Source organism: Vibrio sp. 1CM2L (assembly GCF_023161695.1).
GTDB lineage: Bacteria > Pseudomonadota > Gammaproteobacteria > Enterobacterales > Vibrionaceae > Vibrio > Vibrio coralliirubri.
Map to the genome: position 1 here is coordinate 468,678 of NZ_JALNTT010000004.1, position 13,682 is coordinate 482,359.

A 13,682-nucleotide genomic window follows, 5' to 3' on the forward strand; every position below is an offset into this window, starting at 1 on the left:
CTTAATTCTGCAATACAGAAGAAACTAGCAGTTGTGTGTATGGATGTTGAGGATCATCAAGCACTTGATCAGTAAGGCCGCTTTCTACTACTTCACTGCGGCGCATCACCATGAGTCGATGGGCAAGCAAGCGAGCCACAGCAAGATCGTGGGTTACGATCACCACGGCCAGTTCAAGCTCTGTGACCAAACGGCGAAGAAGATCGAGCAACTTAGCCTGTACCGACACATCCAAACCGCCAGTTGGCTCATCCATAAAGATCAACTTCGGATGAGTCACAAGGTTGCGAGCAATCTGTAATCGCTGCTGCATGCCGCCAGAGAAAGTCGTCGGCATGTCGTCCATTCGATCCGTTGGGATCTCAACATCACCGAGCCATTTCGCGGATTTCTCACGAATTTCGCCATAGTTACATTCGCCCACTGCCATTAGGCGCTCACCAATGTTGCCGCCCGCCGATACTCGACCTCGCAAGCCATCCATTGGATGTTGATGCACTACGCCCCACTCTGTGCGCAGCAAGTGACGACGTTGGCTTTCTGCCATTTGGTATAAATCTTCCAGTTGTGAGATTTGCTTATCTGCGTCACCACGCAAGTAAATCACTTCACCGCTGTCTGGGGTTTGACGGCCAGAAAGCGACTTCAATAAGGTACTTTTACCCGAGCCCGACTCACCCACAATGCCCAACACTTCTCCAGGGAAAAGGTCAAAAGATACGTTCTGAAAGCCCTTACCCGGCGCATAAAGCTTAGTGAGATTAGAGACAGACAACAGAGGCTGCTCTGACTGGTTCCATTCGTGTTTCATGTTAGTCACAGCGTTCATGCGTTGTTCTCCTGTTGTTCGCGACAGTAATCCGTGTCTGAACACACGAACATATGTGAGCCTTGGTCATCCATAACGACTTCATCAAGGAAAGTATCCGTCGAACCACAAATCGCACATGGCTCGTCCCATTGTTGAATCTCAAATGGGTGATCTTCAAAATCTAGACTTTGAACCTTGGTGTAAGGAGGAACGGCGTAAATACGCTTTTCACGACCCGCGCCAAACAATTGCAATGCGGCCATATTGTCCATTTTAGGGTTATCGAATTTAGGAATTGGCGATGGATCCATAATGTAGCGATCGTTTACTCGCACTGGGTAAGCGTAAGCTGTTGAGATGTGTCCAAAACGAGCTATGTCTTCATACAGTTTGACGTGCATGATTCCGTACTCTTGCAGCGCATGCATTTTACGAGTCTCAGTTTCACGTGGTTCAATAAAGCGCAGAGGCTCTGGGATCGGCACCTGATACACCAAGATCTGATCTTCTTGAAGATCAACTTCAGGGATACGGTGACGAGTCTGAATAATGCTCGCTTCTGTAGTTTTTTCAGTCGTGTTTGCACTGGCGATGGACTTGAAGAACTCACGAATCGACACAGCGTTTGTTGTGTCATCTGCACCTTGGTCGATCACTTTAAGCGTGTCAGGTTGGCCGATTATTGCAGCGGTGATCTGCACACCTCCCGTTCCCCAACCGTAAGGCATTGGCATCTCGCGACCGCCAAATGGCACTTGATAACCCGGAATGGAAACCGCTTTAAGCAAAGCACGACGAATCATGCGCTTGGTTTGCTCATCAAGGTAGCCGTAGTTGTAACCTGTCGCACCTACTGGGCTCTGAGATGCTGTTTCTTCAGTATTGAATGGCGCTGAATCGTTACCTATCGGTGCATTAAGCGTTGCTGTGTTCATGACTGACCTCCTTGTTCGTCATTACCTGGCTGAGCCATCAATTCATCGTGCTCTTTGTGCATTTTTCTCAGCAGTTCCAGTTCTGCTTGGAAATCGACGTAGTGAGGAAGTTTAAGGTGAGAGACAAAGCCTGCGGCTTCTACGTTGTCTGAGTGAGAAAGCACAAACTCTTCATCTTGAGCTGGGCCATCGACAGGCTCATCGTATTCTGCGCCTTGCAAAGAACGGTCAACCAATGCCATCGACATTGCTTTACGCTCAGTCGCACCAAATGTTAAGCCGTAGCCGCGAGTCAACTTAGCTTTGTTCTGTTTATTACCAACAAAGCCATTGATCATCTGACACTCTGTCAGTTCAATTTCACCAATATCGATGCTGAAACCTAACTCTTCAGGCTCAATCGATAGCGTTGAAAAGCCCGTACGAATCTCGCCCGAGAATGGGTGATTACGACCATAGCCACGTTGGGTTGAGTAGCTCAGTGCCAATAAGAAACCTTCATCGCCGCGCACCAAGTTTTGTAGGCGTGCGCTGCGGTTACATGGGTAGTTCACCGGGTTCATAGTGATGTCTTCTGGTACTTGTTGGTCATCTTCTTCGGTCAACATCATGTCGAGGTTTTCAAGAATGCCTAGCACCTGAGGGCAAGGTTCAGAGTCAGTCACATCTTGCGTAGGGATCTGCGGTGTTTCCCCTTCGGCAAGCAGGCTGAAATCCAATAAGCGGTGCGTGTAATCGTAGGTTGGACCTAAGATCTGACCGCCCGGTAAATCTTTATAGGTTGCTGAAATACGACGTTCAATTCGCATTGTATTGGTATCAACGGGTTGCGCAGTGATCAGGCGAGGTAACGTGGTGCGATAGGCGCGCAACAAGAAGATAGCTTCAACCAAATCGCCTGCGGCTTGTTTGATGGCTAATGCCGCGAGTTGTTTGTCATAAATTCCGCCTTCCGTCATCACTCGGTCTACCGAACCTGACAGCTGCTCTTGAATCTGTTCAACGCTTAATTCTGGTAAATCAGGATTACCGCGACGCTTCTTCGCTTGCAGTTGGTGCGCAAGACTAATGGCCTTTTCACCACCTTTTACAGCAACGTACATGTTGTCGCCTCCACTTTAGTTGTACGAGGCAAACACAGCGCTTGCTGGTTCGCCACAAAGATAAAGTCGACACCTAATGGGAACTTCACCAATGATTGACGTTCTTTAAGGTGAGCAATAAAGCCCGCCGGTAATCCGCTAAAAAACGCAGCTTGTTCACTTTGAATACCCGGGCCACTCAGAGACAGCTCAGTTCCAGACGTTAAGCTATCAACCTCTATCACAACTGTTGTTGAGGTATCTGGGTACTCTTCGTTACCGAGATTGAATGTCAGTTCTGACCAATCAACACCCTGTAGATCTTGTGCTGAAATCGCAGCAAAGCTCGATTGTTGAGTCTGTTCGACAATCGGTGCGCCAATGTGAAACTTGATGTTTTCAGTGACCGCGTGATCAGCTTTTAATGTCGAAGATAGCCAGATCGGCGTTGCATTGTCGGCCATGGAAAGTAGCGTTTGAGCGGCTGCACTCATCATTGAACCAAAGCCTTCGCAACGATTTAGTGTTACGACGGTACCGGGTTCAGACATCGCCTTGAGCAGCAATCGAAAGCACTGCTGACTGTCATGAACTGCATCTTGAAATGCAGGAGAAATCATACTCATTGAATTCGTTCTAACCTGTTTAATTCGTTAATCTTATTCTTGAATGACATGGGTTCTTAGGCTTGCTTGCGAAGCTTTTTCTTAACTAAGCCAGTTTTCGTCGTAGACCTAGTCTTCTCCGCGGACCATGGTAAAAAAGTCCACTTTGCTTGAAGCCACTTCTTGGCGACGTTGACTGTCTCGTTCATGTTTCATCGCTGCCAAAGGCTCAATCAGTTGCGTGTTGAGCACTTCGGCTTGTTGTCCGCTTTGCATCAAGGCATCGACGACGGCTGCTAGCTCTGCATGAGGCTTGCTTCGCCCCTGTAGGTAGCTGTAACCAAGCTCTCCACTCGTTAGCTTGATGACGGCGCGAGTAATCGTGACATCCCCCATGTTGAACTGACGGCCTGTTGAGCCCATACGTGCACGCACTTGTGCTAAACCAATCTCTGGTTGGCGAACCATTGCGTATTCCGCGTCTAGCCCTAAAGCTTCCCAGCGCGTTTTCAATTCTGAAAACTGGCTCTGCGCGAGTACTGACATCCACTTTTGTCGCTCTTTCAAAGCTGTCATTTAGTGCTCCATTACAATTTCGGTTGCATCGGCACGAGTGTTCGAACTTGAAAATTCCGCTATCACTTGCGTGCCTTTGATTACATTGGTGGTTTTAATTTTGAGTAGCGGTGTACTGGTGCTGATTTGCAACAAACGACACTCTTCATTGGTTGGGATTTTCGCGCCCACTCGAGTCTCTTTTCGCTCTAAATCAGTATCCAAGCCACGCTGAATAAATTGGTGAAGAGAACCGTTAGTGAAGTTCTTGAGAATCGGCCACCACGCCACATTGGGTAGGTAGTGGTCGATGATGGTTCTCGGTGTATCTCTGGTTTTTCTCAGGGTACGGATGTGGATAACCTTGATCCCCTCTTCAATCTTCAAGTAGCCCGCAATCTTTGGGGGTACATTGATAAGACGAGACTGAAGCACCTCACATCTTGGCATCGCACCTTGCTCAATCAGGTTCTTGGTGAAATGTGCTCCTGAGTGAAGTCGATATTCACTTGGCTGACGAATCACCATGTTGCCTTTGCCTTGGTGGCGTTGAATCAAGCCCGTTGACACGAGTTCATCGACTGCGCGGCGAAGCGTGTGACGGTTTACTGCAAAGCGCTCAGCCAATTTGGATTCAGGTGGTAAGTAGTCACCTGGCACAAAGTGGTCTTTCACTTCCTTTTCAAGCTCTGAGGCAATATCTAAGTAAACGGGCATAAGGGTTTCCTTTCCTAAAATTCAATCACTTATCTAGACAAGTTTGGTTAAATAGGCATCTGAGATGCCTAGATAAACTTCTTACGGATGATTTGAGAAACGAAGTCGATAATGCTTACCGTCACAATAACAATCGCCATGATTGCTGCGGTTTGTTGCAGCTGGAAACCTGAAATAGATTGCCAAAGCAGCACACCGATACCGCCTGCGCCAACCATGCCGACAACCGTTGCAGAGCGGATATTCGACTCTAAGCGGTACAGTGAATATGAAATCCAAAGTGGCAACACCTGTGGAATCACACCGTAAAGAATCACTTCGATAGGATTCGCGCCTGTCGCTTTCACACCTTCCATCGGTCCAGGTTCAATCGCTTCAATCGCTTCAGCAAAGAGCTTGGCAAGCACGCCAGTTGTGTGAATGAACAGCGCCATCACGCCTGCAAATGGCCCTAATCCGACAACCACGACAAACAGCATCGCAAACACCATTTCATTGATAGCGCGTAAACAGTCCATCAATCGACGAATTGGAAATGTCACCCAGCTTGGCATCAGGTTTTCAGCACTCAGAATGCCAAATGGAATCGCTAACAGAATCGATAGCACGGTTCCCCAGATGCCCACTTGAATCGTCACCAGCATTTCGCTGAAGTAGACGTTGCTTTCACTAAAGTCAGCTGGGAAAAAGTCTTTACCGAGCTGAACCATGTTCTCTGGGTGTTCGAAGAACATCATTGGTGCCATTTCTGCGCCTTGCCACGCCCAGCTAAGGACCAGTAGTGCTATCACAGCAATCACGCCGTTTTTAATCGACAGCTTTGATGAAGGCTCGTAACGTTGAGTCATTGCAGTCATTGTTCTCATACTCTTTTATAGCGCCGCCCACAGCGGCGCATGGGAATTGGATTAACCTTTCAGCGCATCAATTTCTGTTTGCAGCTGGTCGATTTCGGCTTGGTATTGCGCCATACGATCGGCTCTCACTTTCTCGCTAAGGTTGCTGTTGTTTTCCGCTTCAACCAGCTTCTTAAACGCTTCCATTTGACGAATAGGCAGCAGTTGGTTGTTATCGGTAGCAGCAAAGCCAGACCAAGCCAGTTGATTTAGGTTTTTAAGCTGCTCAGGCTGTTCGCCGTAGCTCACGAAGAAATCACGCGCCTTTTGTTTCAAGCCTTCTTCTAAGTCTTTGCGGTAGGTAATCACATCTGATGGGATGAGCTCTGACTGCCAAACCACCTTCAGCTTGCTAAACAGCTCAGGGTTCTGATCTTCAATGCGAATAAGGCTCATGGTGTGATTAGTTGCGACATCGACTTGGTTATTCGCTACGGCCATCACGTTAGCGCCATGGCTTGCGGTCACATTGCGGTGAAAGTCATTCGCGGAGATGCCATTGTTGGCAAATGCTTCGAAGTTCGGAACGAGAAAGCCCGAAGTAGAATTAGGATCGCCATTACCAAGCTTGAGGGTTTTGTGTTGCTCTAGAACATCTTCAAGTGTGTTGATGTTGTCGTTTTCAGCGTTAACAATCAGTAAGCTGTAATAGCCCTGTAAGCCATCTTCATCGATGTAACGAACGAAGGCTTCAGCATTTGCACGGTCAACAGCTTCCATTGCCGCCTTGTTTCCGTAGTAAGCAAAATCCACTTTGCCAAAACGTTGTGCCTGAATGATGCCTGCGTAATCGGGTGCGAAATAGGCGTTCACTGGCATGCCTAACGCTTTACCTAGGTCATCCAAAAGAGGCTCCCAGCGGCTACGCAAGTTTTGTTGTGCATCGGTAGCGATGATGCCAAAGTTAATCGAATCTTTAGCAAAAGCGTGGCCAGCAGTGAGTGTCGTCATCAACACGGTTGCTAGTGTCACTGCCTTCTTAATTCCTGATTTCATTGAATGAAACATCTTAAATTCCCTGATACTTAAAAAGACGCAGCGAGCACGTCGTTAGGTTGAATATGTGGCGTGTTTGTCGATTTTTTAGAACGATATAGATCTTCAAGCTGAGGCTTAGTCAGTTCCGCACTCTTTCCTTCGTAGAACACTTGGCCGTCTTTAAGCGCGATGATGTTTTCGCAATACTTAAGAGCGTGGTCGACTTGGTGGAGTGTTACGATCACAGGAATGCCTTCCTTTTGATTGATATCCGTAAGCAGCTCCATCACGATGCGTGCTGATTCTGGATCAAGCGAAGCAATTGGCTCATCGGCAAAAATGATTTTGGCTTTCTGCATCAGCGCACGTGCGATTGCGACACGCTGTTGTTGGCCACCTGATAGGTTACCAACGCGTTGGCCTGCAAAATCTTCCATACCAACGCGACGCAGTGCTTCAAGCGCTTCTTGCTGTTGTTCAACCGTAAAAATACCCGTCAGAGTGCGCCACTTAGGTGTAGAGCTCAGTGCGCCAATCAGTACATTGGTCATCACAGATAAGCGGTTAACGAGATTGAATTGTTGGAAGATGTAACCCGCTTGCGCACGGATGTCGCGGACATTGCTGTCTGCCTTACCGTTCGCCTGTACCGTTTGGCCAAGCACGTTAATTTGAGAGTCGGTGCTTTTATCTCCGATGATCAGACCGCTTAAGTGACGAAGCAGTGTAGATTTACCTGAACCAGACGGACCAAGTAGCGCCGTCATCTTACGACTGGTAATCGTCAAATTGATGCCATTCAGTGCCTTGTTCGAACCGAATGTTTTGTTGACCTTCTTAACTTCAATGATGTTATTCATCGTCAATGTCCCTGTTTGATTTAAGGCCACTTTGACGTTTGAATATTAAAGTTACGTGTCGGTTTATTTGCAGAAATGAAATATTTCAAGGGGTTAGTCAACTTGTCTAGATAAGCTTAACTCGCTGTTTTAAATACCAAAAAATCAAGGAATTTGCGGGAGAATATCAACTTATATACGGAGGTAATTCACAGTAATTTGACAATAAAAAGCTCAATAAACATCGCTGCGTCTTGGTGTTCTCCAAGCGATAGATACACACCTCCAATAGCTGCCAAATTCACATACAAAAAAGCACCCCATAAAGGAGTGCTCAAAGTGATTCATTTTGAAGCGATAACAACACAGGTTGGTCAAAGTCCAAATCGACGGCACTCTATGTTGTCGGAAAAGACTACGTTGTCAGTAAACCTTATATTTTCGATAAAGACGGTTGAGAGCGAGCTAAATGTAACCTTGATACTGTGACTATAGAGACAAAACCAACAACTGCACTACCAAAGATACTCCACAGTACCCATTGATAGCCTCCCATCTGCCAGATAACCGCGCCAAAGTATGGCGACAAAGCAAATGCTAGCAAATAAGGCACCGCCATTGCGCCCGCCAAAGAACCAAAGTTAGCCTCCCCCATTACCTCACGAGTCGTTAAAGGCTTCACAATACTCATCACACCGTAAGCGGAACCCTGTAAGAGCACAAAACCAAACACCAGATACAGAACGTTCTCAGACAGAATCAAACACAAGGTCGCACAACAGATACTCATAAAACACGCAACGGTGATCCGCATGATTGACCAGTGTTTATCAACCAACAACCACATTACACGCCCGGCGACCTGCATTGGACCTATCAAAGAGATCACCAATATTGCTAAGTCATCAGGAACATTGCGCTCATCTAATAATGGCAATAGATGGTTTAACACCACACCATGATTAAGCGCGAGCATAGAGAAACCACAAGCAAGCAGCCAAAACATTGGGTTAGATAGATATGAAGCAGAACTAAAACGATCGCTTGAACCTTGTGAGACCGTCGGAGGAACTTGTGGCAGATCGTCAGCGTTGGAAGGTAAATTAAACCGAGCAAGCGATTTAGTATTGATGAACAGTAACGGAGCGGCGACAAACAAAACGACTCCGGAAAAAATCTGCAATGTCATCGTTGGGCCGTAATGCTGAGCTAAGTAATGAACTGTTGGAAAACAAATGGTACTCGCAAAGCCTGCTACCAAAGTGATCATGGTGATCGCACGCTTGGCTTTGGTTTTTAAGCTACGAATCAGAAAGGCAAAACAAGGTTCATAAAGGCAACCCGCCATTGCGATTCCCATCAATCCCCAGAGCAAGTAAAACCAAGCAAGTTGTTCTACCAAGCTAACCAAGAACAGAAGCAATCCACCAATAACTGCCGAAACCGTCATCATCAGTGCGCCATAACCTTTGTCAATTAAGCGCCCAGCAGGCAAAGCCGCAATGGCAGACACGCCAACCGCCAGCGTCAGCCCTAACATGAATTCAGACCGACTCCAGTCGTGTACTTGCTCCCAATGTAGAAGCATCGCCGGAAAAACGTAATAGAGACAACACCAGAGCAACGTCTGACCGAGGGCTAAACCCCAAACCGCTTTGTTCATAAATCCACACTTCTAGAAAATTCGAATAATTTAAATACAGTTATAGTAAAAGACAGTACTACCCGCTAACCCTATCGCTCAAAAGTGACAATCTAAAGAAAACCAGATGAATAGTTTGCGAAGCGTGTTTTCAGCTGAATGTAGAACTTGTCCTAGATCATCAAAACATTCAATAACGCAACCTTTGGTTTTAAATATGTAAACCTTGATGAAGTTTAAGAAATTAAACCCAATTTACCTATTTCGAGTGATCACGTTCAAATTTCGTTCGTGATTTAGCTCTAAAACTTACGATTTGTTGATGTTTTAGACGTTTACATCAGGTTTACAGAAGTTTACTGCGTATTGTGGAAATACCACCAAAGGAGTAGATTTCAGTCATTGAGTTCAAAAATGTAAACCGAAATCATGAATGTAAAACAAGTTCGATTCACCGATGAAGACAGAGAATGCTTAAGCAATTACTTCCGCTTAGCAGACACAATTGCCGATTTGATTGGCCCCTACTGTGAAGTAGTCATCCATTCATTTGAAAGCTTAGAAAACTCAGTCGTGAAGATCGTCAATGGTCATCATACGGGGCGTGAAATTGGTTCACCGATCACCGATTTAGGTTTACGCATGTGGAGTGCATTCGAGAAGACTGGCGAAGTTTCTCCAAAAAGCTACTTCACCAATGCAGCAGACGGATCCCTACTGAAATCGACTACCTGCGTACTGGCTGGTCCACAACAAAAACCGATCGGCATGCTGTGTATCAACATGAACTTATCTTTCCCATTTCCAGAAATCGTCAAAACGCTGATGCCGCAGTGCAATGTGCCGCAAGCCATTGTCAGCGAGACATTCAGCAACAATGCAAACGACGTGATTCAACAAGCACTGAGTTCAGCCATTAACGAGGTTGACCAAGACGAGTCGGTTTCTTCCAAAGGTCGCAATAAAGCCATCATTCGTTGTTTATTTGATAACGGAGTATTTGAGCTAAAAGAGACGACTACACAAGTATCAGAGCAACTTGGGATCAGCCGACAGGCGGTTTACAAGTTTATCCGTGAATTTAAATCAGAATAAAACCAATAATTTAGGAGTTACATCGTGAAACAGATCATTGCCACTGAACAAGCACCTGCAGCTATCGGCCCTTACTCACAAGGTACGTCTTACGGCGACATGGTTTATACATCAGGCCAATTACCTCTCGTTCCAGAAACGATGCAGTTTGTTGAGGGCGGCATCAAAGAGCAGGCTCGTCAGTCGCTAGAAAACTTAAAAGCGGTATTAGAAGCGAGTAATGCGGGACTGGACACAGTGCTTAAGACAACCTGCTTCTTATCAGACATGGAGAACTTCGTTGCCTTTAACGAAGTGTACACAGAGGTGTTTGGTACAGAGAACGCACCTGCTCGCTCTTGTGTTGAAGCAGCACGACTACCAAAAGACGCACTGGTTGAAGTTGAAGCCATCGCATACAAAAAATAACCGACTTAGGTATTAATGGGTATCATAGGAGATTCTCATGAGCGTTTCATTTATCGCATTAAGCGTACTGTTCTTTGGGTTCTACGCACTGTTGTCGAACTTCAAAAAGCAAAAGAAAAGTTTTAACTTCCGCGTACTGAGTGCGCTTGCTGCTGGCTTGCTGTTCGGTGGCGCAATTCAACTTGTTTTCGGTGTCGGCAACGTTGCGACATCTGGCTTTGCTGAACTGATTTCGGTGTTCGGTAAAGGCTACATCAAACTTCTACAAATGATCGTTATCCCACTGGTATTCGTGGCGATGATCTCTTCGATCATGAACGTTGAAGGCGGCGGCGCGCTATCTCGTATCGCACCAAAAATCATCGGTATTCTACTTTTCACTTGTGCAGTCTCAGCAGCCGTTGGTATCGCAAGTATTTACCTATTTGGTATCGATGCGAACGCACTAGTAAGCACTATCGGCACAAACAGCGCGATTGAAGCTCGCGGTGATTCACTGGTAGCAACACAAGATGCAATGGCAAGCAGTGGTTTGTCTGGCATGGCTCTGTCTATCATTCCAACCAACATCTTCGACATGCTAACGGGTTCTCAACGTACTTCTACGTTATCAACTGTACTGTTCGGTATGTTCCTTGGTTACTGTATCCTTCAAGTGAAAAACCGTAAGCCAGAGAAAGTGCAAAACTTCGTTGATTTCATCAACTCTGCAAAAGAAGTGGTGCTTTCAATGGTACGTGAAATTCTGAAGCTAACGCCTTACGGTGTATTCGCTCTGATGACTACGTTCATGATGACCAACGACCTGTTCGCACTTGCAGAGATGGGACGCTTCCTTCTAGCAAGCTACGTAGCAATTGGCGTTATGTTCGGCATCCACTTCGTCATGGTGTCCATGTTCGGTCTTTCTCCTGCTAAGTTCATGAAGAAAATCTGGCCAGTATTAGTATTCGGTTTCGGTTCTCGCTCAAGCATGGCAGCTATCCCACTAAACGTTGAAACACAAACTCAACGCCTAGGTGTAGACGAAGAAACAGCAAACATGTCAGCGACATTTGGTACCAGTATCGGTCAAAACGGTTGTGCAGGTATCTACCCAGCTATGCTAGCAATCATGGCGGCACAAGTAATGGGCATGCCTGTAGACTTGAGCTTCATCCTACAACTGATCGCTGTTATCGCAATTGCTTCATTCGGTATCGCAGGTGTTGGTGGTGGTGCAACGTTCGCAGCAGTAGCGGTACTGACCATCATGGGTCTAGACATCACAGTAGTCGCGATTCTAGTGTCTATAGAAGCGCTAATTGACATGGCTCGTACAGCGCTGAACATCTCAGGCTCTATGTTGTCAGGCGTTCTTACAGCGAAGAAGAATGGCTCATTGGATACTGAACAATACGACGCTGACGTTACAGCGACAGTATCAAAAGAAGCAGCAGTATAATTCTCAAACTTAATTAAGAGCACTCCACTTGAGTGCTCTTCTGTTTTTCCTGAGTTCAGGTTATTTAGGTAGTAAATATGAAAGTTGTTGTTATAGGCGGTAGCGCCGCGGGTATGAGTTTCGCAGCAAAATACAAACGTAATCAACCATCAGACGAAGTCATCGTTTTAGATAAGCGTAACTACATCTCTTTCGGAGCCTGTGGCTTACCTTACTTTGCAGGCGGCATGTTTGATGACACCGAGCGAATGATCTCTCGTACGCCAGAACAAGCCATCAAATCTGGTTTAGATGTTCGTGTAGAAACGGAAATGGTGTCGTTCGACTGTACTGAAAAACAGATTACGGTGCGTTACCAAAACGTAGAGAGTACTATCGATTACGATATGTTGGTGATTGCGACAGGCGCACGTCCAATTGTGCCCTCATTCGGTGAATTCAGTCCAGAACACGTATACACACTAACAAGCATGGAAGATGGCTTAGCAGTCAAACAAGCGCTTAAAGACGATAGTAAACAACGCGTGTGTGTCATTGGCGCAGGCTTTATCGGGCTGGAAGTATTCGATGCAGCGCACGGCTTAGACAAACACGTGACGATCATCGAACGTGAACAGCACATCATGAGCCGTCAGTTCAGCCCAGAGATCATTGAAGTTGTCGAAGGTGCAATTCGTGAATCCGGTGCAGAGCTAAAAACCGGTTGCAGCGTGTCTGCGATTCGCGATGCCGAGCAAGGTGGTTACATCGTAGAAACCGATAGCGGCAATGTAGAAGCTGATGTCGTTATCCTGTCACTCGGCTTCAAACCAAACACTGAAGCATTCGAACTACCAAAAGCAGCAAATGGCGCTCTGTTGGTGAATGAATATGGTGCCACTGAAGATGCTTACATCCACGCAGTAGGTGACTGTGCTGTCGTCCATCATATGGCATTAGGCAAACCCGTTTATGTTCCTCTAGCAACCACAGCCAACAAGCAAGCGCGCATGATGGCAGACAAGCTAGCAGGAAAAGACACTTACATGTCAGGCTTCTTAGGTTCATCTTGTTTGAAAGTTCTCGATTACGAACTAGCGTGTACAGGCGTATCCGAGCTTCTGGCGAAAGAACACAGCTTAGATGTGAAAGTATCAACGATTTCAGATAAGAACCAAACGGATTACTACCCAGGCCAAGAAGACATCAAGGTGAAGTTGGTTTATCACCCAGAGACTAAGGTTCTTCTAGGTGGTGAGATAGTAGGTAAGAAAGGAGCGGTTGGCCGTATTAACGCACTAGCAGTTGCTATCACCGCTAAGATGACCACACAACAATTAGGCTACATGGATTTCTGTTACGCTCCCCCATTTTCACGTACATGGGATGCTCTAAACGTGGCAGGTAACGTCGCTAAGTAAGCGAACTGATTGTACTAGTCCCAAAGAATATTCATTTCAACATCAAAGCAGAGCGATTAAGCTCTGCTTTTTTTTGCCTTAACGCCAAACACCGATGTTTAACCAACGGGTAATCTTCCGCTTTGAAGTATTCAACGGTTCTTTTACCAAGCTCAAGACGAAAAAAAGCCCGCTGATTTCTCAGCGGGCTTTTCAATGGTGGTGGAGGGATAGGGATTTGAACCCTAGAACCGCTATTAACGGTTGCCGGTTTTCAAGACCGGTGCTTTCGACCA

General features: G+C 46.3%; 14 protein-coding genes. 4 read left to right on the plus strand and 10 right to left on the minus strand.

What is annotated here, in order from left to right:
* Window position 1 precedes the first annotated feature (1 nt).
* From phnK to MSG34_RS16955, 10 genes are all read right to left on the minus strand, one after another.
* Complete coding sequence (gene phnK / locus MSG34_RS16910; protein ID WP_248338677.1) at window positions 2-829, minus strand: phosphonate C-P lyase system protein PhnK; 828 nt, start codon at window positions 827-829, stop codon at window positions 2-4.
* Entirely contained in the window at window positions 826-1,746 is a 921-nt protein-coding gene (locus tag MSG34_RS16915) for an alpha-D-ribose 1-methylphosphonate 5-phosphate C-P-lyase PhnJ (protein WP_050621791.1), read from the minus strand. The genes phnK and MSG34_RS16915 overlap by 4 nt, the downstream gene beginning before the upstream one ends.
* A complete protein-coding gene (locus MSG34_RS16920; protein ID WP_248338680.1) occupies window positions 1,743-2,849 on the minus strand; it encodes a carbon-phosphorus lyase complex subunit PhnI in 1,107 nt (368 codons plus the stop codon). The genes MSG34_RS16915 and MSG34_RS16920 overlap by 4 nt, the downstream gene beginning before the upstream one ends.
* The gene (phnH, locus tag MSG34_RS16925) at window positions 2,834-3,454 is read right to left on the minus strand and encodes a phosphonate C-P lyase system protein PhnH (RefSeq protein WP_248338683.1); all 621 of its coding nucleotides are present in this window, start codon (window positions 3,452-3,454) and stop codon (window positions 2,834-2,836) included. The genes MSG34_RS16920 and phnH overlap by 16 nt, the downstream gene beginning before the upstream one ends.
* 108 nt (window positions 3,455-3,562) lie before the next feature.
* On the minus strand, window positions 3,563-4,009 hold the full coding sequence (gene phnG / locus MSG34_RS16930; RefSeq protein ID WP_248338685.1) for a phosphonate C-P lyase system protein PhnG: 447 nt from the start codon (window positions 4,007-4,009) through the stop codon (window positions 3,563-3,565).
* Entirely contained in the window at window positions 4,010-4,705 is a 696-nt protein-coding gene (gene phnF, locus MSG34_RS16935; protein WP_248338687.1) for a phosphonate metabolism transcriptional regulator PhnF, read from the minus strand.
* Between the two features lie 68 nt (window positions 4,706-4,773).
* Window positions 4,774-5,553: a phosphonate ABC transporter, permease protein PhnE gene (gene phnE, locus MSG34_RS16940; protein WP_338133202.1), complete on the minus strand. Its 780-nt coding sequence runs from the start codon at window positions 5,551-5,553 to the stop codon at window positions 4,774-4,776.
* Between the two features lie 60 nt (window positions 5,554-5,613).
* On the minus strand, window positions 5,614-6,609 hold the full coding sequence (gene phnD / locus MSG34_RS16945) for a phosphonate ABC transporter substrate-binding protein (protein WP_248338689.1): 996 nt from the start codon (window positions 6,607-6,609) through the stop codon (window positions 5,614-5,616).
* A 17-nt stretch (window positions 6,610-6,626) separates the two neighbouring features.
* Entirely contained in the window at window positions 6,627-7,439 is an 813-nt protein-coding gene (phnC, locus tag MSG34_RS16950) for a phosphonate ABC transporter ATP-binding protein (RefSeq protein WP_017067518.1), read from the minus strand.
* A gap of 412 nt (window positions 7,440-7,851) precedes the next feature.
* Window positions 7,852-9,081, minus strand: a complete 1,230-nt coding sequence (locus MSG34_RS16955) for an MFS transporter (protein WP_248338691.1) — start codon at window positions 9,079-9,081, stop codon at window positions 7,852-7,854.
* A gap of 408 nt (window positions 9,082-9,489) precedes the next feature.
* On the opposite strand from MSG34_RS16955, the gene MSG34_RS16960 reads away from it, so the two are divergent.
* The 4 genes from MSG34_RS16960 to MSG34_RS16975 all read left to right on the plus strand — a co-directional run bounded on the left by MSG34_RS16960 (window position 9,490) and on the right by MSG34_RS16975 (window position 13,407).
* On the plus strand, window positions 9,490-10,155 hold the full coding sequence (locus MSG34_RS16960) for a PAS domain-containing protein (RefSeq protein ID WP_065676814.1): 666 nt from the start codon (window positions 9,490-9,492) through the stop codon (window positions 10,153-10,155).
* A gap of 24 nt (window positions 10,156-10,179) precedes the next feature.
* Window positions 10,180-10,563, plus strand: coding sequence for a RidA family protein (locus MSG34_RS16965; RefSeq protein ID WP_017111552.1), 384 nt, complete (start codon window positions 10,180-10,182; stop codon window positions 10,561-10,563).
* A gap of 37 nt (window positions 10,564-10,600) precedes the next feature.
* Window positions 10,601-12,007, plus strand: a complete 1,407-nt coding sequence (locus MSG34_RS16970) for a cation:dicarboxylase symporter family transporter (protein ID WP_248338693.1) — start codon at window positions 10,601-10,603, stop codon at window positions 12,005-12,007.
* 77 nt (window positions 12,008-12,084) lie between these two features.
* On the plus strand, window positions 12,085-13,407 hold the full coding sequence (locus MSG34_RS16975) for a CoA-disulfide reductase (RefSeq protein WP_248338695.1): 1,323 nt from the start codon (window positions 12,085-12,087) through the stop codon (window positions 13,405-13,407).
* Window positions 13,408-13,682 lie beyond the last annotated feature (275 nt).

Coding starts and splice junctions, on each gene's coding strand:
- phnK (WP_248338677.1), bottom strand. CDS start 829: ATGAACGCTGTGACTAACATGAAACACGAATGGAACCAGTCAGAGCAG.
- MSG34_RS16915 (WP_050621791.1), bottom strand. CDS start 1,746: ATGAACACAGCAACGCTTAATGCACCGATAGGTAACGATTCAGCGCCA.
- MSG34_RS16920 (WP_248338680.1), bottom strand. CDS start 2,849: ATGTACGTTGCTGTAAAAGGTGGTGAAAAGGCCATTAGTCTTGCGCAC.
- phnH (WP_248338683.1), bottom strand. CDS start 3,454: ATGAGTATGATTTCTCCTGCATTTCAAGATGCAGTTCATGACAGTCAG.
- phnG (WP_248338685.1), bottom strand. CDS start 4,009: ATGACAGCTTTGAAAGAGCGACAAAAGTGGATGTCAGTACTCGCGCAG.
- phnF (WP_248338687.1), bottom strand. CDS start 4,705: ATGCCCGTTTACTTAGATATTGCCTCAGAGCTTGAAAAGGAAGTGAAA.
- phnE (WP_338133202.1), bottom strand. CDS start 5,553: ATGACTCAACGTTACGAGCCTTCATCAAAGCTGTCGATTAAAAACGGC.
- phnD (WP_248338689.1), bottom strand. CDS start 6,609: ATGTTTCATTCAATGAAATCAGGAATTAAGAAGGCAGTGACACTAGCA.
- phnC (WP_017067518.1), bottom strand. CDS start 7,439: ATGAATAACATCATTGAAGTTAAGAAGGTCAACAAAACATTCGGTTCG.
- MSG34_RS16955 (WP_248338691.1), bottom strand. CDS start 9,081: ATGAACAAAGCGGTTTGGGGTTTAGCCCTCGGTCAGACGTTGCTCTGG.
- MSG34_RS16960 (WP_065676814.1), top strand. CDS start 9,490: ATGAATGTAAAACAAGTTCGATTCACCGATGAAGACAGAGAATGCTTA.
- MSG34_RS16970 (WP_248338693.1), top strand. CDS start 10,601: ATGAGCGTTTCATTTATCGCATTAAGCGTACTGTTCTTTGGGTTCTAC.
- MSG34_RS16975 (WP_248338695.1), top strand. CDS start 12,085: ATGAAAGTTGTTGTTATAGGCGGTAGCGCCGCGGGTATGAGTTTCGCA.